The organism is Lacticaseibacillus songhuajiangensis (assembly GCF_003946025.1).
GTDB classification, from domain to species: domain Bacteria; phylum Bacillota; class Bacilli; order Lactobacillales; family Lactobacillaceae; genus Lacticaseibacillus; species Lacticaseibacillus songhuajiangensis.
Map to the genome: position 1 here is coordinate 23,065 of NZ_RHNR01000012.1, position 22,411 is coordinate 45,475.

Consider the following 22,411-nt stretch of genomic DNA (forward strand, 5'->3'; position numbering starts at 1 on the left):
GCCGTTTATCACATCCAAGATTGGGAGATACTAAATGCAAAATCAACGAGTAGGGGCAAAAAAAAGGCCGCAAGCACTTCTGGTCATTTTAATTCTGGCGATGTTTACGGCAGGCGTTTTGGTCGGCAAACACGAATATCATCAGTATCAGCTCAAGCAAATGATGAATCAGACTTTGAAACTAAACGGATATACCAATCTCACCGTGCGTAGATCCTTGTACAAAGAGGAAATGGGACCTTTCAGCGGTATTTATTGGTACGAAGCCACTTTCACGAACAAGGAAACTTTGAAAGCGAGTTACCGTTTTGAAAAACAGCGCGGTCATTCACCAAACCATTTAACGCTGGCAAACAGTCCGATTGTCTACCGCGTTGTGCTGAATCCACCAACAACAAAAGTTAAATCGTGGGACGCAATCATCTATTTGGACACCAATCGGGCTATCAAGGATTCTGATCAATCGCCGGATGTCATGCGGCTTAATAAGTCGTCGTTGCGAAGCTTGAGGATGCCATAGGGATGTGCAGTCACCGCGGTGCAAATTTTCAGTGCTTGTTTCAGCCAAGAAAAAAAGAGCCGCCCATGAGGGGAGCTCTTTTTTAATACTCATGCTTATGCCAAGGCGCCCATTGGGTCCCATGGTGCAAGTAGGGTAGGCTTGTCGTATTCAGCCTTGATGGTGGCCTGGTCATCGTCCGCAAGGTACTTCTTGTTGACAACAACTTGGTAAACCCATTCGTCGAACCAAGCGTCGGATGCCACGAAGTAGCCCTTCGTGCCGACCTTGTCGCCCCAAGAGTTTTCGACCTTCCACTTGGTAGGCTGGCCATCAACGATGTCGACACCGGTCAGAACCATGGCGTGGGTCATGAGGCTCTGTGCGTAGTCAAGGCGTTCGCCCTTGGTCATGGCGAAACTGGTGTTGAACAGACCATCTTCATCGTAGATAGCGGGGTCAAGAATCCCGAGCTGACGGTCGGATTCTTTACCAACATCACTACCAAACCAAACGGATTCGCCGGCTTCAAGCTGCTTGATTGCAGCCTGCTTGAAGTCATCGATGTCCAAGTTGAAGTGACGCACTTCGCGGCCGCCAATGACGTTGCCAAGCATTTCAACAGTGTAGAGGTGCTTGTACGGCTTGTCAGCGGTTGGTGCGTTGATGAGGGACTGGTACTGATCCAGGTCCCAGTTGATGTACTTAGCGTAGAAGGACTTTGGTGTCAGACCCTTGTCGATGTGGTAATTCTTGTCATCGTCGCGGTATTCAAAGTCGAATTCTGTTGGTGGGTTGCCCAGCGTGTAGGCGAGGATCCGGTAGACTTCAGAGAGGAACTGGTTCTTGGTTTCCTCAACCTTGTCGGCGCTGGCGCCATCGTTCACGAGCTTGCGCAGGGCAACGGCGTCCTTACGCAACTTGAGGTTCAAGGTGGCGTTGAGTTCACTGCTCTTGGATGAAGAGTAGGTTTCAGGCATGACAGACTTAGGTACGATACCGTACTTGTCAATCAAAGCGGTGAGCATGTCCCACTGACCACCATCCTGCTGGGGGGTAGTCAAAAGGAATGCAACCTTGCGGGAGTCAGTTGCCTGATCGGCGGTTGCGATGATGTTTTCGTAGAAGTAGTTTGACTTTTCAAACTTGTCCCAGAAAAATGTGTAGTTCTGGGAAAGTTCGAAGTCCTTAATCTTGTACTGGGCCTGAATGGAGTGGCGCATCGTGTTGAGTGCGGCGAACATCCAGCAACGGCCGGACTGCTTCTGGTTTGCAACGGCCCCAGTTTCAAGGTCAATGGAGAAGGTTGGGGTCATCTTGGTCTGACTCTCAATGCTCTCGGCGGACTTCAAAATCCCGTTGTTCATCACAGCCTTTTGCAAGGCGGCGTGGGCGGGTGTGTTGTTCAAATCCTTAGCGTACTGGGCAAGGTTTGCTTCTGAAATGGCTTTGGTCATTTAAAGGTTCACTCCTTAGTGAGAATATGATTAAAGTTCTATCAAACAGTGTAGCACACAATGAGACGAATTGGCGGGCCAAACAGTCACGTTTGGGCGACCACTTAGGCTAGGTTGTCCCAAGATGGCAGGGTAACGGGTTCGGTTGCTAGTGCGGCGCGGGTCTTGTCGTCCAGCAGGGACTTCTTGATGACCACTTCGTAAACGTAATCGTCAAACCACTGCTTGTCGGCGACAAAGTACCCGTCGCGACCGTTTTCGCTGCCCCATGAGTTTTCAACCTTCCACTGGGTTGGCTTGCCATCGACCAGGTTGACGCCGGTGAGCGTCATCGCGTGGGAAACTTCAGCTTGGCCGGTGGCAAAGCGGTTGCCCTTGTCGAAGCTGAAGTCGGCGTTGAACAATTCAGAGAAGTTGAAGAGGCCGCCGTGTAGTGTCCCAGACTTGCGGTCCATGTCGGCCAGGACATCGTTACCGAACCAGATGGTGTCGCCGCCCTGAATCTGCTTGATCGCCAGCTTCGTGAAGACATCGTGCGGTACGTTCAGCATTTTGACTGGCCGACCCTCGATGACGGTGTTCTGAGAAGGCAGGGTGTAGGTCTGGTAGTATTCCTTGCCTGGTTCCGGTGTGCTGACCAGGGTGACGTATTCGTCCAGGTCCCAGCCCACGTACTTGGCGTAGAATTCCTTCGGCGTGATGTTACGGTCGGCGTGGAATTGCTTGTCCTTGTCGCGGTATTCGAAATCGAACTGCTGAACGGGCTCACCGTATGCGTAAGCCAAAATGCGGTAGATGGTGCTGAGCTGCTCTTGCTTCTTGGCGCGCAGGTCGTCTTCACTGGCGCCGTCCGCAGCGGCGGCGCGCAGTTCACTCGCGTCCTTACGCAGCTTGAGGTTGAGGCTGGCGTTCAGTTCGCTCGTTTGGGAGCTGCTGAAGGTTTCGGGCTGGGCGGACTTAGGGACAATCCCGTACTTGGCAGCGAGCGCGGCGGCGTTGTCAAACTGACCACCGTCACCGTTAGGGTAGCCAATCAGGTCAGCAACGACCCGGTCGGTTAGTGGCCGGTCGCGGCTGGCAATGATGCGTTCCAAGAAGAGGTTGGACTTTTCCAAACGGTCGTAGAAGGCGAGGTAAGCTTCAGAGAATTCCAAGTCCTTGATGCCAAAACGCTTGGCAGTGTCGTGGCGCATGGTGTTCAGTTCGGAGAACATCCAGCAGCGGCCACTCTTCTTCTGGTTCGTGACCTTGCCAGTTTCAATTTCGTCACTGAAGACGGCGGGCGTGTCCGTGTCTTCAAACTGACCGTGGCTGGCGGCGTAAATCCCAACGTTCTGTACGGCCCGGGCGAGTGCACCGCTGGCAGGCGTTGCGGCGAGATCCTGCTTGAACTGCTGAATCTGGTCAAAGGAAACGGCTTTTGACATTGATAATTCCTCCTATATATGTAGCAAAGATAAGAATAGTGTAGTCCTTTTAATGAGATTTTGCAGACAAAAATACCGGAAAACTCTAATTTTTCCACCAAATGAACGAAAAAAAGAAGGACATTCTCGCCGAGTGTCCTTCTGCTGCTAAATTTACGGAATCAAATGTGGCGACTAGCGCACTGCGTCGATGACTTTGGCGCCATCCTGGGTGCCGACAACCACGGTGTCAACGAGGTCGAGGAACAGGCCATGTTCGAGCAGGCCAACCTGGCCGTCCAGGAAGGACTTCAGCAGGTGGGGGTGCTTAATCTGCCCGAGGTGCAGGTCGATGACGTAGTTGCCGTTGTGGGTGCGGATCCGCTTCCCGTCAGCATCGGTACGGAAGTGCGGGTGCAAGTTTTCACTTTCCAAGCGGTGGAAAACTTGCTCGCAGCCGAACGGAATGACTTCGGTCGGCAGTGGGAACTTGCCGAGGGTGTCGACCATCTTGCTTTCGTCGACAATCCAGATGTTGCGGCGGCTGGTAGTGGCAACCATCTTCTCCAGCGTGTGGGCAGCACCGCCACCCTTAATGCCCTGGAAGTGCTTGTCGATTTCGTCGGCGCCGTCAATGCACAGGTCGATGTGGTCGACGTCATTGATGTCCTTCATAGTGATGCCCAGTGCGCTCGCCTGCTTGGCGGTGCGGCTACTGGTGGCGACGGCTTCAATGTGCAAGCCTTCTTCACGGACGCGGCGGGCGATGGCTTCGACCAGGAAGAACACCGTGGAGCCGGTGCCCAGGCCAAGGGTCATGCCGTCTTCAACAAACAGTGCTGCACGTTCGGCAGCGACTTTCTTTAGTTCACTCTGATTCATTGGGAATCCTTTCTTAATTGAGCGGTTTACGGCCATAGCGAAAAGCGGCCGTGTTTATGCCCGTTAATTCTAACACGGAACGACGATGACCAAAAACTGGGCCTAGTGTACTGGTCGCAAGACGTCGCCGTACTCAGGGTGGCGTTCAAAAGCAGCGTGGGCGTAAGTGCATAGTGGTTCGATGAGGAAGCCGTCCTGGCGTGCTTCGTCAACGACCAGCTTGATGAGTTTGCCGGCAACACCCTGACCGCGCAGGCTAGGGTCAACGTAAGTGCGCTCGATGACAACGTTTTTGCCGTCGTCAATTGGCGCGTAGGCAACTTCAGCAACGAGTTTGCCGGCTGCGTCGTTCATAAAGAAACGGCCTTGTTCATGTTGGAATTCCATCGTGAGTCTCCCTTCGGTAATTAATTACTTTAATGGTAACACGCTCGTAGCGTTTGCCGCCAAAATTTTGCTGGTCGGACAGAAGTCGGCATACGAACACACATTCTATGCGCCGCTCGTGGTATCCTATTAGGTATCAAACAAGCGGAGTGTGGAAAATGGCTAAACGTGGATTCGAGATTGTCAGTCAGTATGCAAATGAAGGCTTGAGCTTGCCGCAGCGCAGCACCAAGCACGCGGCGGGATACGATTTTTGTGCGCGCGAGGATTTCGTGCTCAAGAGTGTGTGGCGTTATGATTTCGTTCGGCTCTTCCGGCTGATTCGCAACGAGCACCCCTTAACGGGGGAAGACTTTGAGCGCGCCAGCAAGGTTTTGAAGCCGCTGCTAGTGCCGACTGGCATCAAGGCGTACATGGGCGACGATGAGGTGCTTGTGCTCGCCAATCGCAGTAGCGGCCCGATTAAGCGTGGCTTGATTCTGCCCAATGGGATTGGTGTGGTCGACGCGGACTACTACAACAATGATAGTAATGAAGGGGAGATTTTCTTCCAGCTGGTCAACCTGTCGCCGCGCGACGTGGTCATCAAGAAGGGTGAACGCATCGGTCAGGGCATCTTCATGCCGTACCTGACCGCAGATAGCGACCTCGGCACTGGCGCGCAGCGCAAGGGCGGCTTCGGGTCCACCGGTTTCTAACTTAAGTACAGGAGGGCAACATGGCAAAAGCAAAAACACGCTATACCTGTCAAAATTGTGGCTACATCTCGGCATCCTATCTGGGTCGCTGTCCGCAGTGCGGGGCCTGGAACACGTTGGTTGAGGAAACCGTTGAGCCAGCCGCTGCCGCCAGCAAACCGCGCGTGGCGCGCAGCGGCCAGACGGTGCGCCCGCAGCGAATGAACACGGTAACTGCGGAACACGAAACCCGGGTAACCACGAAGATGGCCGAACTCAACCGGGTGCTGGGCGGCGGTATTGTGCCCGGTTCGCTCATTCTGATCGGGGGGGATCCCGGCATCGGTAAGTCGACGCTGCTTTTGCAGGTGTCCGGCTACCTGGCCGGCAACCACGGCACAGTCCTTTACGTGTCTGGTGAAGAAAGTGCCAGTCAGATCAAGCTGCGTGCCCAGCGGTTAGGGGTTGCCGATTCGGGGATGTACCTGTATCCGGAAACCGATATGCCCAGCATTTTGGCTGCGGTTGATGAGATTAAGCCCGATTACCTGATTATCGACTCCGTGCAGACGATGAACGTACCGGACATGAATTCGGCCGTCGGGTCAGTGGCGCAGATTCGCGAAGTGACCGCCGAGCTGATGCGCTTGGCCAAGGGCAAAGGCGTGACCACCTTCATCGTTGGCCACGTGACCAAGGAGGGGGCCATTGCCGGGCCCAAAATTCTGGAGCACATGGTGGACACCGTTTTGTATTTTGAAGGGGATATGCACCACACCTACCGGATTCTGCGCTCGGTGAAGAATCGTTTCGGAAGCACCAACGAAATTGGTATTTTCGAAATGCGCCAGAGCGGACTTAGTGAGGTCGCCAACCCCTCAGAGATTTTCCTAGAGGAACGGCTGGCCGGTGCGACCGGCTCAGCGGTTGTCGTGTCGATGGAAGGCACGCGGCCGATTCTGGTCGAAATCCAGGCACTGCTGACGCCGACCATGTATGGTAACGCCAAGCGCACGAGTTCCGGCTTGGACCACAACAAGGTCAGCCTGATTATGGCGGTGTTGGAAAAGCGGGCGAACTTGTTGCTCCAGAACCAGGATGCCTACCTGAAGGCGACTGGGGGCGTGCGCCTGGACGAGCCGGCCATCGATATGGCCATTGCCGTGGCCATCGCGAGTTCCTACCGGGACACCGAGATTCCGGCGACAGACTGTTTCGTGGGCGAAATCGGTCTGACTGGGGAAGTGCGGCGGGTCAGTCGCATCGAGGACCGCATTAAGGAAGCGGCGAAATTGGGCTTTAAGCGCATCTTCGTGCCGCGTAACAACTTGCAAGGCTGGAAGAGCACCGCGGACATTGAAGTCGTGGGTGTGACCAGCATTGCCGAAGCCATGCACAAAATTTTTGGCGGCAAGGCGAAAAACTAAATAAATGTTGTTTTATGCAAAGAGAGTGAGTCACAATGCGGTTAGCTCCCGAGCACTAACGTAATAAAGGGCTTATTTCCGAACTTTGGGAATAGGCCCTTTATTGGGTTAGGCACAGGGAGCTGCATTGCGACTCACGTTTGTAGGCCGGCGTCGATGCTCGTTGTATTTTCGAAGCCACTAATTGTGCCCACCCGAAATTTTTTGTGCCGTTAACCGTGCCGAATGTGCACCATTAACTGGGTTGAATCATTAATATCGAACACTTTACGCACAAAAATCGCGACACTGACCAAAGATTTTACAAAAATCGGCCTTCCGCCCGAGCCTTTGCACACGTTATGGCGTACAATCAGATTAGTAATTAAAAAGGAGGTCTGTACATGAAAACACCAAGCAAAAAGGCGATTGTAACGCTTATTTTTGCGGTTGTCGGCGTGATTGCCGGGATTGGTGCCTTGCCATCAGTGTGGAAGCTGATCGGTTGGGACGGGAACAAATTCTTAGATAACTTCATTGTTGATGCCATTATTGGGGCAGTTATTCTACTGCTCATTTCCGTCTTTACCGTGCGCTGGATTCTGGACGTCATTGATCGTTCAGAGAAGGTGCTGAGCACCAAATCCACATCCTACTTACTCTTTGGGAGCATTGCCACCATCATTGGCCTGATTCTAGCCAACCTGATTTCACAGCTCTTGTTCTACCGGCTGCCCAATGAGTTCCTGGCCACCGTGCCACCCATTATCTTGATGGCGATTTTCGGTTACCTTGGTTTTCGCATCGGGACGACGCGACGCCACGAGTGGAACAAGCTGCTCAGCTCGCTGCGGCGGGATAACGACAATAGTAAGCGGAAGGCAGACGCCGATCCGGCTGAACCTGTACTTAGCGTTACTGATAATTTTCACAAGTACAAAATTCTGGATACATCCGTGATTATTGATGGTCGGATTCAGGCGTTAGCGCGGACCGGCTTCATCGAAGGCACACTGCTCGTGCCCGAGTTTGTGGTGCACGAACTGCAACTCATTAGTGATTCTGCCGATGCGCTCAAGCGTGAACGTGGTCGCCGAGGTCTGGACATTTTGGCAAAGATGCAAAACGATGCCCACATCAACTTGGAGATGACCGATCAGGACTTCGAGGGGAGCCGCGAAGTGGACGGCAAGCTGCTCAAGCTGGCCAAGGCCATTGACGGGATTGTGCTCTCTAACGACTACAACCTGGGCAAAGTGAGTCGCCTGCAGAACGTGCCGATTCTGAGCATCAATGAACTGGCGAGCGCCCTGAAGCCAGAAGTGCTGCCAGGCGAAACGCTTCAGGTGAAGGTCGTCAAGGCTGGGACCGAGCGCCAGCAAGGTGTTGCCTACCTGCCTGAGGGCACCATGGTGGTCGTTGAAGATGGTCAGTACTACATGAATCAGGAACTGACGGTAGTGGTGACGAGCTCACTGCAAACCAGTGCCGGCCGGATGATTTTTGCCCGTCCAGAGCACAGCGCCAAGCCCATCAAGGATGATGGCAATGGCGGCAGTAAGAAGAACAACAAATAAGCGCAATTCACAACCCGCTACGTGCAAAACGTGGCGGGTTTTATTTTGCCCACGGGAAACGTCACGGTGAATGGTCACAGCATGACAATGGAAAAATGGCCAATAAGTGCCCATTTAATGGGAAGTGCAGGAGCGAACCATTAGCAAATGATTGTGACACTATAAATATAATTAGGTGCTCGACAAAAACGGATTATTATCGCGTGAAACACTAGTCACAGCACCTATGAAAGCCGTATCATTATATTATAGAGCTGTGACAAAAAGACTGACGGGCAAATCATGTTTGCCCGCTGAGGGGGAGATGAACATGGCAGATTCAAAGAAGCAGTTGCGATGGTTCAACGTCGCGCTGATCGCCTTCGTGGCGGTCTGGGGCCTTGGCAACGTCGTGAACAACTACGCGCAGCAGGGACTCTCCGTAATTACATCCTGGATTCTGATAATGCTGCTGTATTTCGTACCATACGCAATGATTGTGGGTCAGCTGGGTTCGACCTTTAAGGACGCCAACGGTGGTGTTTCTTCGTGGATCAAGCAGACGAGCACCAAGAAACTGGCGTACTTTGCGGCGTGGACATATTGGGTTGTCCACGTGCCGTACCTAGCGCAAAAGCCGCAGGGGATTCTGATTGCCCTGAGCTGGTTGTTTAAAGGCAACGGGAATTTTGTGAACGAAGTGCCCGCCATGACGGTCTCACTGATTTGTCTGGTCCTCTTCTTGCTGTTCCTGTGGGTCGCCGCTAGAGGGCTGACCACACTGAACCGCATCGGGAGTCTGGCCGGAACAGCAATGTTTATTATGTCGATTCTGTTCATCATTCTGGCAGTCTCCGCACCGCTCATTACCAAGGGTGCCCACATTGCGACGCCGGACATGGGCAAGCTGAGCACCTACCTGCCAAAGTGGAACTTTAACTACTTCACCACCATTTCGATGCTGGTGTTTGCCGTTGGTGGGGCTGAAAAAATTTCGCCTTACGTTAACAACACCAAGCACGCCTCCAAAGAATTCCCACTGGGCATGCTGGTGCTTGCCGGCATGGTGGCACTGTGCGCGATTCTTGGTTCCTTCGGGATGGGGATGCTCTTCAACAGCAGCCACATTCCAACCGACTTGATGGCTAATGGTGCTTACGAAGCCTTTGCTAAGCTCGGCGGTTTCTACCACGTTGGACCTGTTTTCGTCATCTTGTACGCGATTGCAAACACCATGGCGCAGATTTCCGCGCTTGCGTTCTCCATCGACGCGCCACTGAAGATTATGCTCGCCGATGCCGATCCCGAATACGTACCGAATAAGTTAGCCAAGCTTAACAAACGGGGTACCCCAATCAATGGTTACTACATGACTGGGATTCTAGTTAGCATCCTGATTATTGTGCCCGCGCTGGGAATTGGCAGCATGAACGAGCTGTATAAGTGGCTACTGAACTTGAACTCAATCGTCATGCCGCTGCGTTACCTCTGGGTCTTCCTGGCGTACATGTTGCTCAATAAGCATCTCGAGCGCTACCACTCCGAGTACATGTTCCTCAAGAATAAGACTGCCGGCTACATCGTTGGCGCTTGGTGTTTCTTCTTCACCGCCTTTGCCTGCATCTTGGGCATGGTGCCGAAGATTGAGTACGCCGCCAACCCTGGTTCCTGGTGGTTCCAGCTGATTTTGAACATCGTCACGCCGATTGCGTTCATCGCCTTGGGTCTGATTCTGCCAGTTATTGCACGGCGGCAGAACAAGGAAATGCTGCAGGGCTAGTACAAAGCGTTCATCCTCAAATAGCGGCTACGGCTGCTATTTTTGCGTTTGGCAACTTGTTACGGGAACGCAAAAGGCTAAAATAAACCCTGTTACCATATTCCGTGTCGCGCAACAGGGGGCAAAAGAGTTTGAGCAATCCGCTGATGATGATTCTACCGGGACTACTGGCCGGTCTGGTTCAAGGTATTACGGGCTTTGGCTCCGGCATCATTTTAATGATTTTTCTTCCAGCACTGGTGCCAATTAGCCGCGCGGCGGGAATTTCGACCCTGACGATGTTCGTTGCTACGGTGCTGGTAGCATGGCGCTATCGGAAATCGTTGCAATGGCGGCGCCTCGTATTACCGTTCATCATTTACTCAACGGTGGCCACCTATTCGGTGCACTTGGGTAAAATTCTGGACACGCATCTGTTGCGAATGTTGCTCGGCGGGTTGCTGGTGCTCCTGTCCATTTACTTCACGGTACACAAGGGGCGGGAAGCCAAGCCGTACCCTGTGGTCGTGAACGTACTTTTCATGATCATTTCAGGCTTTTTCAACGGCCTGTTCGGGATTGGTGGCCCGCTGATGGCGCTGTACTACCTGATGATGGCCAAAACCAAGGAGGAATATCTTGCCAGCATCCAGACCTTCTTCGTGATGGACGGCATCTACGTCACCACCTTACGTTTCTCCCAGGGTATTTTGCGGTTGGGCGACATGAAAATTGTGGTGTTGGGGATGATTGGCGCGCTAGTCGGAACGGCCATTGCCAACCGCTTAGTTACACGGATGAACACCGAGCGTGTGAAGCAGATTGTGTACTTGTTCATTGGCGTGAGCGGGCTGTACTACCTCATTTTTTAGATACGAAAAAGGATTCGCCGATGATGAAGGGCGAATCCTTTTTGTTTGTACGCACGTTGATAGTGCGTATACTCTAATTTGCTTCCAGTGACAATGACCGCACTACTTCTCGGTGTAACTTAAGGCAAATCGTTGCCAGCGGCGAAGTACAGGTCGTACCAGTCCTGACTGCTGAGCGTGACATCGCCGGCCTCGGCCACCTGTGCAATGCGCTTGGCGTTGGTCGTGCCCGAAATAACCTGGGTGTTGCCCGGAATGCGAATAATCCAGGCAGCAGCAATCGCGTTCACGTTGGTGTGGTACTTGTCAGCCAGTTCGGACAACTTGGCGTTTAGTTCAGGGAACTTCGGACTGTTAATGAAGACCCCTTCGAAAAAGCCGTACTGGAAGGGACTCCAAGCCTGCACACTCATTTTGTGTAGGCGGCTGTATTCCAGAATGCCGCCGTCGTGGTCAATGGACCGCTCGTCGTGCATGTTGGTGTGCAGCCAAAAGTCAATCATGCCGGTGTGCTTGAGTGATAGCTGCAACTGGTTCGCAATGAGGCGCTGGGAGACGGCCTGCTGGAGCAAGTCGACTTGTTCAGGGTTAAAGTTAGACACCCCAAACTGGCGTACCTTGCCGCTGTTTTGCAGTTCATCGAAAGCTTCAGCAACCTGCTCGGGTTCCATCAGTGGGTCGGGACGGTGCAGGAGCAGGGTGTCAACGTAATCGAGACCGAGACGCTGCAGGCTGCCGTCAACAGCTTCCAAAATGTGCTGCTTGGAGAAATCATAGCGTTTGCCCGATACGATGCCGACCTTAGTTTGCACCAGCACGTCTTCACGCTTGAAGCTGGCGTCTTTGAGGGCGGCGCCGAAAATCTTTTCGGATTCACCGTTGCCGTAGATGTCGGCGTTGTCAAAGAAGTTGATACCGCCATCGTGGGCGCTTTCGATCAGGCCAACCGCCTGCTGGTGGTCAAGGGCGGTGATGCGCATGACCCCAAGTGCCACGGGGGATGCCATCAGGCCGGATTGACCCAAGTTAATTTTGCGCATGGATAAATGCCTCCTAAGTTGTGGATGACTTGAGAATAGCACAAGCGGCGTGCTCATGAAAGCGGCAACAATTCCTAGCCTGACATTCTGGTCAATCTGTCTGTGGCCACGTTGACGGCAATGGAACGAGGACAAAGGCAGATGAACGCGTCTTCACAATGCTTTAGTCCTTAAAGCCCTTGCTAGGTGTGGTATGATGTTAAATGTATTGTGAACTTTACTATGGAGGCGGAAACATTGGCAGATCGACCAATTCGCGTACGTTACGCACCTAGCCCAACCGGACATTTGCACATCGGGAATGCCCGCACGGCTTTATTCAACTACTTATTTGCACGCCACAACAACGGCACGATGGTACTGCGTATTGAAGATACGGATACTAAGCGCAACGTTGCTGACGGTGAACAGAGTCAGAAGGACAACCTGCACTGGCTCGGCATCGACTGGGATGAAGGTCCCGACAAGGGTGGGGACTTTGGTCCTTACCGTCAGTCCGAACGTAAGGACATTTACCTGCCCCTGATCCAGGAACTTGTGGACAAGGGTCTGGCATACGAATCTTACAAGACGGAAGACGAACTCGTTGCTGAACGCGAACAGCAGAAGGCCAACCATGAAATGCCGCACTACGTATACGAATACGCAGGCATGAGTGAAGACGAGAAGGCCGCTGCCATCGCTGCAGCCAAGGCCAAGGGTCTTGAACCTGTCATTCGTTTCCACATTCCAGAAGGCCGCACCTACGAATGGCACGACATCGTGAAGGGTGACATCAGCATCGACTCCGATTCTATCGGGGGCGACTTCGTCATTCAAAAGCGCGACGGCATGCCAACCTACAACTTCGCGGTTGTTGTGGATGACCACCTGATGGAAATCAGCCACGTGCTGCGTGGGGATGACCACATCGCCAACACGCCTAAGCAGCTGGCGATTTACGAAGCCTTCGGTTGGGAACCACCAGTTTTCGGTCACATGACTTTGATTATCAACACCGAAACCGGTAAGAAGCTTTCCAAGCGTGACGAGACGATTCTGCAGTTTATCGAACAGTACCGTGAACTTGGTTACTTGCCACAGGCGATGTTTAACTTCATTACCTTGCTCGGCTGGTCACCTAAGGGTGAAAGTGAAATCTTCACCAAGAAGCAGTTCATCAAGCAGTTCGACCCAGAACGTCTGAGCAAGAGTCCTGCTAAGTTCGACCAGAAGAAGCTCGAATGGGTGAACAACCAGTACGTTAAGAACGCCGATGAGAACGAAATCGCCGGTCTTGCCCTGGACAACCTGATTCGCGCCGGCAAAATTGAAGAAGACCCCGACCTGAAGACCATCGAATGGGCTCGTCAGATCACCAACATCTACAAGCAGCAGATGAGTTACACTGCGCAGATTGTGGATGATGCAGATCTCTTCTTTGCAAAGCCTGCTATGCTCACCGACGAAGACCGTCAGGAAATCGCCGACGACCAGGCACTGCCAGTCATCAACGCGTTCTACGCCAAGATGAAGGCCATCAAGCCATTCTCCGCACTCAACATCAAGAACGCGACTAACGAAGTCCGTCTTGAGACTGGTGCGAAGGGTCGCAAGCTCTACATGCCAATCCGTATCGCCACCACGCGTGTCATGCACGGTCCACAGCTGCCAGAAACTCTGGAACTGATTGGTCGTAAGCAGGTCCTCGCCAACATGGAATACGTGCTTGGGGAATTGAACAAGTAAGACCTTGTTGCACTTTGGTGCGCGAGGTTGTAAAAGGCTGCCCGTGAGGGTGGCCTTTTTGTTTTGGAGTGAGAATTGGATAGCTAGAACGAGTAATTATAAATATCTTGCTTAAAATACTGGGCTTCGGTAGACTTAGCAGATATTCATAACATCGGAGGAAATTATCACGGAAACTATCGTTGCACTAGTATTTTTAGTTGGATTAATCGCAATTATCGTTGGCGTAATTATGCTGATTGTGGCCGCAATTCGAAAAGCACCGAAGAAAACGAGTTTAATCGTTCTAATTGCTGGGATTGTGTTAGCTGTTGTTGGACTTGGTGGCGAGGCGATTGTAGAGAATGGGCAAGCGGATTACACCGTGACCACTAAGGCAGAAGGCAAGACCTTTATTGGCGATGCGACTACGGATCAAGTTAAGGGCAAAACGCTTGAATTTAAAGTCACAGATACTGGTGATATGAACAGTCAAGTAGCTGTTGGCCTCAAGGCGCCAGGTGGTTTTACCGTGAAATTGCCCGTTTCTAAGTCGGCACGACAGATCAAGGTGGGGGATACTGTAAGAGTCACCTGTACATCCGTTGGTTCGCTGTTCGGGTATCCGATTATTTCTGCCACGCTTGAGAAGTAGTCGAATTTCCGCGCTCTGCAGCGGTTATGAAGAACTGCAAAGTGGTACTGCGACTGATGCAGGACCACTTTTTTATTATGTTGAAAATTTAATTCAACAAATATTTTGAAAACAGTAGACAAACTCGCTAAAACCATGTAATATATATCAAGTCCTGATGAGGACGGCAATGATGGCCCGTTGGTCAAGTGGTTAAGACACCGCCCTTTCACGGCGGTAACATGGGTCCGAATCCCGTACGGGTCATTGCAATATGGAGGATTAGCTCAGTTGGGAGAGCGTCTGCCTTACAAGCAGAGGGTCACAGGTTCGAGCCCTGTATCCTCCATCATAAGAAGCTGACAGAGGTCAGCTTCTTTTTTTATGTCCAGAATGGTTTTTGCCCACAAACTGACGCGTTTTTGCATGAATGGAACTGGCAACTGTTCCGCCAACCAATCGCCGGATGATAAACTGCAAGGGTAAGCAGAAAGTCTGTGCACCATTCTTTGGAGGAATGCAAAATGAAACAGTTTAAGATGGGGTTGATTACTAGTCTCGTGGTGCTGGCAATGGGAACCGTTGCCGGTTGCGGTAGTCAGCAGAAGGCAAGTGAATCTTCTGCGGTGAGCTCTAAGCGCGTGACCAAAACGAGCCACAAGGCTAGGAAGAAGGCGACCAAAGCGAGCGTCAAGTCCAGCTCAGCAAGTAGTTCGTCAGCATCTACGTCTCAGCAGTCGAATGCGCGGAGTAGTAGTCGTGCCAGCAGTGCGGCTACCGCGTCGTCAGAGCAAGTGGCTACCAAGAAGATGAATTTCGCCCAGATTCAAGCCGGTGATTACACCAGTTTGCTTGGTTCGTGGACGGAAGTTGCGGAAGCGGCGAACTATCACAAAGGCAATGGGACGACGTGGGGACCGGTTGCGACGCCGAACCCACTGACCATCACCGCCCGCGAACTCAAAAACGAGTCGATGACGATGACGGCTAACTCAATTACCAGCAATGGTGAAACGAGTGCGGTGGGTTACCGCCACGATGGCGATGTGCTCTGGGCGGACACGCGCAGTGGCGCAATCATTTGGAACATCGCCTTCTACCCAATTGGCGTGGCCATCACCGGCGATTTTCAAGGGACGAACTTGCCATCCAGTCTGAGCACGCGTAAGGAACGCATCATGATCCGCACCAGTAACAACGACTTCACTGAAGTTTTCATGCGTAATTAATCAGTTGTGACCACTGCCTAATCTGACGGTGGTCTTTTTTTCGCCAAAAAGTGGTGTGTTCGCTCAACTGTTTTGGTGATTTCAGTGGTACTTTTGCGCCTGAGATTATAGTTGGAAGCTGCGAAACCGCATCTAGGCTCACTTTGCTCACCGCTGCGTTTTGTCCGCCACCGGCGTCACGTTAGGATTAAGTATAAGCAATGGCGTGATTGGTGGTGTCGTGGGGTGTTTGCAACTGTGGGGTGAACACGATTGGAAAAGATACGCGTAGAGCACTTGACCAAAATCTTTAACGGACACGTGAAGCAGGTGCGCGACATGTTGGCCAAGGGCAAATCGAAGCAACAAATTCTGGAGAAGACCGGCGCAACGGTCGGGGTTAATGATGCTAATTTCAGTGTTCAAGACGGCGAAATTTTTGTCATCATGGGCTTATCAGGGTCGGGGAAGTCGACCCTGATTCGCATGATTAACCGGCTGATTGAGCCGACCAGTGGGCACGTCTACCTGGATAATCAGGATATAGCCAAATTGAGCAAGGACGAATTACGCAATGTGCGGCGCAAGAAGATGAGCATGGTCTTCCAGAATTTTGCCCTCTTTCCGCACCGCAATGTGTTGGAAAATGCGGCTTACGGCTTGGAAATTCAAGGGGAAGATGTCGAGAAACGTCACGAGCGCGCTGAAAAGGCGCTACGGCGCGTCGGCCTGGGTGGTTATGAGAATCAGTATCCGCACCAGTTGTCTGGGGGGATGCAGCAACGCGTGGGGTTAGCTCGAGCGCTAGCTAGTGATGCGGATGTGTTGCTAATGGACGAGGCCTTCTCGGCGCTAGACCCCCTGATTCGCAAGGACATGCAGGATGAGTTGCTGGAGCTGCAAGAGGAGCTGCACAAAACAATCCTCTTTATTAGTCATGATCTGAACGAGGCACTGCGGATCGGTAACCACATCCTGATTATGCGCGACGGCGCGGTGGTGCAGGTGGGAACGCCAGAAGATATTTTGACCGCCCCGGCTGACGAGTATGTGGCCCGCTTCATCGAGGACGTGGACCGCAGCAAGGTGATTACGGCGGGCACGGTCATGATTAAGCCGTACACCGTAAACGTGGACAGCGACGGGCCGCGAGTGGCCTTGCGGCGCATGCAGCATAACGAGGTGTCGACACTCATGGTGGTAAACAGTAAGCGCGAACTCGTGGGAACAATCGACGCAACGGACACGATTAAGCTGATTAAGTCCGATAAGGAAAATAAAGTGCAGGGCCTCGGCAGCATCATCAACGCAGACGTACCAACCACGACTGCAGACACGCCGCTACGGGAACTGCTGGATCAGTTTGCGCATACAGCAATGCCGGTGGCGGTGGTTGATAAGGACAAACGGCTGCGCGGCATTGTCATTCGCGGCTCGGTACTGGCCGCCATGGCCGGAACGGGGGTGGCTTAAATGAGTGGACCTTTTGCCATAGTTACCACGGCGCGGATTCCGCTGGCTAAATGGATTGATGAGTTCGTGGCGTGGCTGGCGAGTTTTACCGGCTTCTTCAATGTCATTACGAACATTGTTGGTGGGGTGAACAGTGCCATTCAATGGGTGTTTGACGTGTTGCCGATTCCGGTGCTCATCATCGTCGTCATGCTTGGCACCTTATGGCTAACGCACCACAAGGGGCATATTAACTGGTGGCTGATGCTGTTTGAACTGCTTGGCTTCCTGCTCATTTGGAATCAGGGCTACTGGCGCGACATGACGCAGACCATCGCGCTGGTACTCACTGCCAGCATTATTGCGCTGGTTATCGGCATTCCGCTCGGGATTTGGATGGCCAAAAGTGATATTGTGCAAGCCATTATCAAACCGATTCTGGACTTCATGCAGACAATGCCGGCGTTCGTGTACCTGATTCCAGCGGTTGCGCTGTTCGGAATTGGGACGGTTCCCGGCGTGTTCTCAGCGCTGATTTTTGCAATGCCGCCAGTTGTGCGCATGACCAACCTTGGAATTCGCGGCGTCCCTACTGACTTGGTGGAGGCGGCGGATGCATATGGCTCAACGAATTGGCAAAAGCTGACCAAGGTCGAATTGCCGCTGGCATTGTCGTCCATTATGGCTGGCGTTAACCAGACGATGATGCTCGCGCTGTCGATGGTGGTCACGGCCTCAATGATTGGCGCGATGGGTCTGGGCGCCAAAGTTTACTTTGCCGTCGGCCGCAACGACGCGGGGAACGGCTTCACGGCCGGTCTTGCCATTGTCATTATTGCCATCATCCTGGACCGGATTACGCAGCTGATTAACAAGCCGCGCGAAGGAAAGTAGGTGCAGCGATGAACAAGTGGCGCAAAATATGGCGGGCACTCGCCTTGCCGCTGATTCTGCTCTTCACTTTGGGGGCCTGCACCTCAACCACACTGCCCAAATACAATCCGCATAAACCGGTGGGTGAGCAGGTGAACTACACGATTACAGGCATTGATGCCGGTGCGGGCATCATGGGCGGTACTGAGCGCGTTTTGAAACGGTACGGACTTGCAAAAGAAAACTGGCAACTGCAGACCAGTTCAACGGCAGCGATGACCACGCAACTGGGAAAGGCAATCAAAAACAAGCAAGCAATCGTGGTCACGGGTTGGACGCCGCACTGGATGTTTACCAAGTACGACTTGAAGTTTCTCAAAGATCCGCGCAACGTCTACGTCTCTAGCGAAGATATTCACACAATTGGCCGCAAGAACTTACAAAAGGACATGCCGTCTGCCTACACTGTGCTTGACCGCTTTTACTGGACACCGGCGCAGATGTCGGACGTCATGTTGAAGGTCAACGCAGGCGCATCGCCGCGTAAGGCGGCACAACGCTGGCTGGCGGAACACCCAGATAAGCTCAAGAAGTGGACGGCGGGGGTGCCGCACGTTCGTGGTAAAGCAATCAAGATGACGTATGTCGCTTGGGATTCGGAAATTGCGTCGACATACGTGGCGGCCGAGGCTCTGCGGCAAGTGGGGTACAAGCCAGAGCTGCAGGCGATGGAGATGCAGCCGCTATGGGCATCAGTCGCAACTGGCGCCGCAGATGCCATGACTTGTGCCTGGTTGCCGAACACGAGTGGTGTGTACTACCACCAGTACCACGACAAGATTATCGATATGGGGACAAACCTGAAGGGTGCGCAGGTCGGACTTGCTGTCCCAACGTACATGCGCGACATCAACTCTATCGAGGATCTGAAACGGTGACGCTGTCCGTCAGCGTAAGTCATGAAACTTTCATCCGCAAGGATGCAGAAATTGAAAATAGTGGTTAGACCGAAGGTCGGAACTGGGTCGGATTTGCTACGCTCTCGGGAAGGGTGTGCGTGGGACCGTTCCAGCCAGCTGCGCTGTCTTCCACTGGCGATTTTGCCGCAAACCCGCCGGCAAAATCCCACTCCTAACGAAAATGGCGGTGTACATTTCGCACGAAGTTCATGTGCGAAACATACACTGCCATTTTCGTGGACACGCACACCCTTCCCGTCCGCTACCGCCAATCCGACCCAGTTCCGACGCGCATTCACATGGCTGTGGTGGTGAAAGTTTCAGACCACCCTGGCGAAAACACCAAACACATGGACAAGTACTGGGAAATGTCGACGCAGAAATCAACATGTCTGCTTACCGCACACATTGAGAACCGTTATCGCGGCCTTTAACAGTGTTGGAAGTTCGTCGCCCATTCTCTGTGGGGGTTGCCACTCAGTAACGTGTCGGCCACGGAGGTGGTGGTGTGCTTGGGCGAAGTGCAGGGAACGGAGTCGGGCGAAAAGATGATTGTTTGGAGACGGGACGGCCGTATTTGCCGTCGTGGCTTCACACAATCATCTCGGGAGCGCGGAGTTGACGCTGTTCTTGCGGCAACTCCGCCAGCGGAAGACCGTGACAGCGGGCTGAAGCGATCCCCGCCCGACGTAGTTCCCGGAGCGTAGCCCAAGCGCATCACCACCGGAGTTGCCGCCCCCACCGCCTTGCGGCGTTGTGAAAGCTGCTTAAAGTGCAGGTCGCACCCTTGCGGGCGCGGACTTACGCTGACGGACAGCGTTAGAACCCGGCTTCCATGCCGGCTGACTTGTTAGTGAGCAGGATAGAGACGACACCGAGAATCAGCATGATAACGGCCATGCCCGCGTTGCCGAGCAGACCAGATGCACTCACCAAGCTGCCCGCCACGATGGCTGATAAAGGTCGGACCGCGGAAATTGCGCCAGAATACGCGCCGATGCGCGCAGGGTTCATCATGTCAGCGCGCAGGGTCTGGCTGGCAGGCACCGTGAACATTTCGCCGATTGTCAGCACGATGGCACAGACGAGCATGGGGATGAGACTGTTGACGATAAACGACGCTGCAAACGCCACGGCTTGTAGGCTCATGCCCAGACCGTACTCTTGTGTTAGGCGCATTTTGCGCCCAATTTGGGTGAAAATCGACATCATGAATACGATCATCACGGTGTTCGTGATGGAAATCAGTGACAGCATCCGTTGCCCGTAAATCGTCATGCCGAAAAGGTGAGTGGTGATGAAGTCGCGGCCAAGGTGCACAGCGAGGTAGTACGACGGTTGAATCGTCACGATTGTGGATGCGATGTAACCAAGCAGAAAGATCACGTAGCGGCCATCCGTGAGTACGGAGGCGTAAGAGCGGAGTGCGCCCCAGACGCTACCGCTGGTCGGATGCTCGGCAGGCAGTGTTTCCGCCATTCCAAAATGCACGATACAGAAGTTAATTACGGCAACTGCGGCCATGACAATAAGCAATTCGAAGAGGTAATCGCGGAAGAACCAGCCGCCAATGGCTGCCCCGAGCATGACGCCAATGTTCATGACCCAGTAAATCATCGCGTAAACGAATTGGCGGTTGCGCGGGGTGGAGACATCAATCATCATGGCTTGCTCCGCGGGATCAGCAAAAGTGCCGCCGATGTTGGCGACGAGGAATGCGCCAAAGGTAATGTAGGGGTTGGTCAACCAAAGGGAGTTCATCGCCGCCGCGACACCGTAACCACAGGCCATGAGCGCCACCCCAATTAGCATGATAGGTTTGCGCCCGTGCACGTCTGCGAGGTGGCCGCCGTACAAGCCGGAGATGAAACCCAATACGGAAACAATAATCAGTAGGATACCGGTGGTGAAGGCGCCGAAGTAATGCGAATAGTAGATGGTCATGTTGGGCATGACCGATGCACTCAAAATGGTGGACAAGAAAGTTGTTAAAGTCCGAAGCTTCAGGTTACGGTTTAAGCGCATGAATTCGTGCAAAACGGGCGCCTCCTTTCGGTGAATTTAATAAGTATACAACAATAGATGAATTAGATGCTCATTAGTGACTGAAGAAATGGTCTAGGGTGTCAATTCGTGAATATTTTCGGCTATAATAGTTTTTAGATAACTTTTGCGAAAGAGGACAAAAAGATGAGCCACTATTACACGAATGATCCGGATTTGGCGCACGACGAGCACAGTTTCTCCTTTGAATTAGGTGGACACAGTCTGCGCTTTACCAGTGACAGCGGTGTTTTCTCGAAGCACACGATTGACTTTGGCAGCCGGGTGCTCATTGCGACTGCCTTGGCACAAGCTGAGTTGGCTGCGGGGCCAATTCTGGATTTGGGCTGTGGCTACGGGCCAATCGGGATTAGCATCGCCAAAGCATTGCCCGACCGGCAGGTGACGATGAGCGACGTTAACGAACGGGCCATGGCACTTGCGCAGCGTAATGCCGCGGAAAATGGGGTCGCGGAGCAGGTCACCATTATTGAGTCTTCGGTATACGAGCAGATTGACGGCCGATTCGGCGTCATTTTGACCAATCCCCCTGTGCGCGCCGGCAAGAGCATCGTGACTGCGATGCTCAGCGGCGCTAAGGAACACCTGCTGCCAGGTGGAGAAATCTTTGTGGTGCTGCAAAAGAAGCAGGGTGCACCCAGTGCCAAGAAGCTGCTCGCTAGCACTTTTGGCAATGCCGAAGTGCTGAAGAAGGATGGGGGCTACTACATTCTGCACGCCGTTATGGAGGAAGACTAATGCCTGCAAACGCGGATCAAATCATGCAGTTTATGAAGGAAGCTGAGCGCGAGGCGCGCAAGGCGCAAATGGTCGGTGAGGTGCCGATTGGTGCTGTGGTCGTGTACGAGGGCCGCATCATTGGCCGTGGACACAACCTGCGTGAGCACAGCCAGAATGGCACGCACCACGCCGAGATGATGGCAATTCAAGAAGCGTGCCTGGTCATGCACAGTTGGCGGCTAGAGAATTGTGACCTCTACGTCACACTGGAGCCGTGCCCAATGTGCGCCGGTGCCATGATCAACAGTCGGGTACGCTGCTGCTACTGGGGTGCGTCTGATCCCAAGGCCGGTGCCGCGGGCACACTGGTGAACTTGCTGGCGGACACGCGCTTTAACCACCAAGTGGCATCTTTTGGCGGCATCGATGAAGCTGAGTGTGGCCGGATGCTCCAGGACTTCTTCCGCGCAATCCGGGCGAAGCGCAAGGCTGCCAAGAAGGCAGCGAAGGCGCGGCAAGCATTAGAAGAGCAAAATGTGCCGGATGATCCGCGACCGAAACGTAAGGGGCAGGAACCAGAAATCACTGGGGAGGCTGTGCTTGCCTACGCGGCCATGCTAGAGAAGCAGCAGGCCGAGGCGGCCGGGGATGCGTCCGCGGATGCAGGGCAGGAGTTGCCCGATTAAGTGGGACTTTTAACGCAGCCGAGACTGGTCAAACCAATTTGAGTCGTGTATAATTAATTCTGCCGTAAGGCCTTGAGACAATGGCGGGCTTCTGAATCGTGTCAGGTCCGGAAGGAAGCAGCACTAAGGTTGCATTGTCATGTGTCTCTTGTTTTTTTGAAATTAGG

Annotated in this window: 19 protein-coding genes, 2 tRNA genes, 1 other RNA gene and 1 pseudogene; 17 read left to right on the top strand and 6 right to left on the bottom strand. The window is 53.1% G+C overall.

Annotation, left to right across the window (positions count from 1 at the left end; genetic code table 11):
* Positions 1-34 precede the first annotated feature (34 nt).
* Entirely contained in the window at positions 35-520 is a 486-nt protein-coding gene (locus tag EKM97_RS04660) for a hypothetical protein (protein WP_125571123.1), read from the top strand.
* A gap of 95 nt (positions 521-615) precedes the next feature.
* Here the strand turns inward: EKM97_RS04660 and EKM97_RS04665 are convergent, their stop codons facing one another.
* The 4 genes from EKM97_RS04665 to EKM97_RS04680 form a co-directional block, all read right to left on the bottom strand.
* Positions 616-1,956, bottom strand: a complete 1,341-nt coding sequence (locus tag EKM97_RS04665; RefSeq protein WP_125571124.1) for a C1 family peptidase — start codon at positions 1,954-1,956, stop codon at positions 616-618.
* A gap of 104 nt (positions 1,957-2,060) precedes the next feature.
* Positions 2,061-3,383: a C1 family peptidase gene (locus EKM97_RS04670; protein ID WP_125571125.1), complete on the bottom strand. Its 1,323-nt coding sequence runs from the start codon at positions 3,381-3,383 to the stop codon at positions 2,061-2,063.
* A 174-nt stretch (positions 3,384-3,557) separates the two neighbouring features.
* Entirely contained in the window at positions 3,558-4,244 is a 687-nt protein-coding gene (rpiA, locus tag EKM97_RS04675; RefSeq protein ID WP_125571126.1) for a ribose-5-phosphate isomerase RpiA, read from the bottom strand.
* 102 nt (positions 4,245-4,346) lie between these two features.
* Positions 4,347-4,631, bottom strand: coding sequence for a GNAT family N-acetyltransferase (locus EKM97_RS04680; RefSeq protein ID WP_125571127.1), 285 nt, complete (start codon positions 4,629-4,631; stop codon positions 4,347-4,349).
* A 158-nt stretch (positions 4,632-4,789) separates the two neighbouring features.
* Between EKM97_RS04680 and EKM97_RS04685 the strand changes: the two genes are divergently transcribed.
* The 5 genes from EKM97_RS04685 (at position 4,790) to EKM97_RS04705 (ending at position 10,901) form a co-directional block, all read left to right on the top strand.
* Positions 4,790-5,329 (top strand): dCTP deaminase/dUTPase family protein, encoded by a 540-nt coding sequence (locus EKM97_RS04685; RefSeq protein ID WP_125571128.1) that lies wholly within the window; start codon positions 4,790-4,792, stop codon positions 5,327-5,329.
* Between the two features lie 20 nt (positions 5,330-5,349).
* Entirely contained in the window at positions 5,350-6,735 is a 1,386-nt protein-coding gene (radA, locus tag EKM97_RS04690; RefSeq protein ID WP_125571129.1) for a DNA repair protein RadA, read from the top strand.
* A 383-nt stretch (positions 6,736-7,118) separates the two neighbouring features.
* A complete protein-coding gene (locus tag EKM97_RS04695) occupies positions 7,119-8,291 on the top strand; it encodes a PIN/TRAM domain-containing protein (protein WP_125571130.1) in 1,173 nt (390 codons plus the stop codon).
* Positions 8,292-8,601: 310 nt separating this feature from the next.
* On the top strand, positions 8,602-10,050 hold the full coding sequence (locus EKM97_RS04700; protein WP_125571131.1) for an amino acid permease: 1,449 nt from the start codon (positions 8,602-8,604) through the stop codon (positions 10,048-10,050).
* A 131-nt stretch (positions 10,051-10,181) separates the two neighbouring features.
* Positions 10,182-10,901 (top strand): sulfite exporter TauE/SafE family protein, encoded by a 720-nt coding sequence (locus tag EKM97_RS04705; protein WP_125571132.1) that lies wholly within the window; start codon positions 10,182-10,184, stop codon positions 10,899-10,901.
* A 119-nt stretch (positions 10,902-11,020) separates the two neighbouring features.
* Here EKM97_RS04705 and EKM97_RS04710 read toward each other — a convergent pair whose 3' ends face one another.
* The gene (locus EKM97_RS04710; RefSeq protein WP_125571133.1) at positions 11,021-11,941 is read right to left on the bottom strand and encodes an aldo/keto reductase; all 921 of its coding nucleotides are present in this window, start codon (positions 11,939-11,941) and stop codon (positions 11,021-11,023) included.
* Positions 11,942-12,178: 237 nt separating this feature from the next.
* On the opposite strand from EKM97_RS04710, the gene gltX reads away from it, so the two are divergent.
* The 8 genes from gltX to EKM97_RS04750 all read left to right on the top strand — a co-directional run bounded on the left by gltX (position 12,179) and on the right by EKM97_RS04750 (position 18,753).
* The gene (gltX, locus tag EKM97_RS04715; protein WP_125571134.1) at positions 12,179-13,669 is read left to right on the top strand and encodes a glutamate--tRNA ligase; all 1,491 of its coding nucleotides are present in this window, start codon (positions 12,179-12,181) and stop codon (positions 13,667-13,669) included.
* A gap of 232 nt (positions 13,670-13,901) precedes the next feature.
* Positions 13,902-14,303 (top strand): hypothetical protein, encoded by a 402-nt coding sequence (locus EKM97_RS04720; RefSeq protein WP_125571135.1) that lies wholly within the window; start codon positions 13,902-13,904, stop codon positions 14,301-14,303.
* Between the two features lie 174 nt (positions 14,304-14,477).
* Positions 14,478-14,549 (top strand) — tRNA-Glu (locus tag EKM97_RS04725).
* A 9-nt stretch (positions 14,550-14,558) separates the two neighbouring features.
* Positions 14,559-14,631 (top strand) — tRNA-Val (locus EKM97_RS04730).
* 175 nt (positions 14,632-14,806) lie between these two features.
* Positions 14,807-15,511, top strand: coding sequence for a DUF6287 domain-containing protein (locus EKM97_RS04735; RefSeq protein ID WP_125571136.1), 705 nt, complete (start codon positions 14,807-14,809; stop codon positions 15,509-15,511).
* A 252-nt stretch (positions 15,512-15,763) separates the two neighbouring features.
* Positions 15,764-16,963 carry a quaternary amine ABC transporter ATP-binding protein gene (locus EKM97_RS04740; RefSeq protein WP_225419212.1) on the top strand — a complete coding sequence of 400 codons (1,200 nt, stop codon included), beginning with the start codon at positions 15,764-15,766 and terminating at the stop codon, positions 16,961-16,963.
* Positions 16,964-17,836 carry an ABC transporter permease gene (locus tag EKM97_RS04745; RefSeq protein WP_125571137.1) on the top strand — a complete coding sequence of 291 codons (873 nt, stop codon included), beginning with the start codon at positions 16,964-16,966 and terminating at the stop codon, positions 17,834-17,836. It abuts the gene before it with no gap.
* 8 nt (positions 17,837-17,844) lie between these two features.
* On the top strand, positions 17,845-18,753 hold the full coding sequence (locus tag EKM97_RS04750) for a glycine betaine ABC transporter substrate-binding protein (RefSeq protein WP_125571138.1): 909 nt from the start codon (positions 17,845-17,847) through the stop codon (positions 18,751-18,753).
* A gap of 840 nt (positions 18,754-19,593) precedes the next feature.
* Here EKM97_RS04750 and EKM97_RS04755 read toward each other — a convergent pair.
* Positions 19,594-20,811 (bottom strand): MFS transporter, encoded by a 1,218-nt coding sequence (locus tag EKM97_RS04755; RefSeq protein ID WP_125571139.1) that lies wholly within the window; start codon positions 20,809-20,811, stop codon positions 19,594-19,596.
* A 153-nt stretch (positions 20,812-20,964) separates the two neighbouring features.
* On the opposite strand from EKM97_RS04755, the gene EKM97_RS04760 reads away from it, so the two are divergent.
* From EKM97_RS04760 to ffs, 3 genes and pseudogenes are all read left to right on the top strand, one after another.
* Positions 20,965-21,576: a class I SAM-dependent methyltransferase gene (locus EKM97_RS04760; protein ID WP_125571140.1), complete on the top strand. Its 612-nt coding sequence runs from the start codon at positions 20,965-20,967 to the stop codon at positions 21,574-21,576.
* A pseudogene (gene tadA / locus EKM97_RS04765) lies at positions 21,576-22,076 on the top strand (tRNA adenosine(34) deaminase TadA); the annotation flags it as partial. The gene EKM97_RS04760 and the pseudogene tadA, both read left to right, overlap by 1 nt.
* A 231-nt stretch (positions 22,077-22,307) precedes the next feature.
* Positions 22,308-22,405: signal recognition particle sRNA small type (gene ffs / locus EKM97_RS04770), an RNA gene on the top strand.
* Positions 22,406-22,411 lie beyond the last annotated feature (6 nt).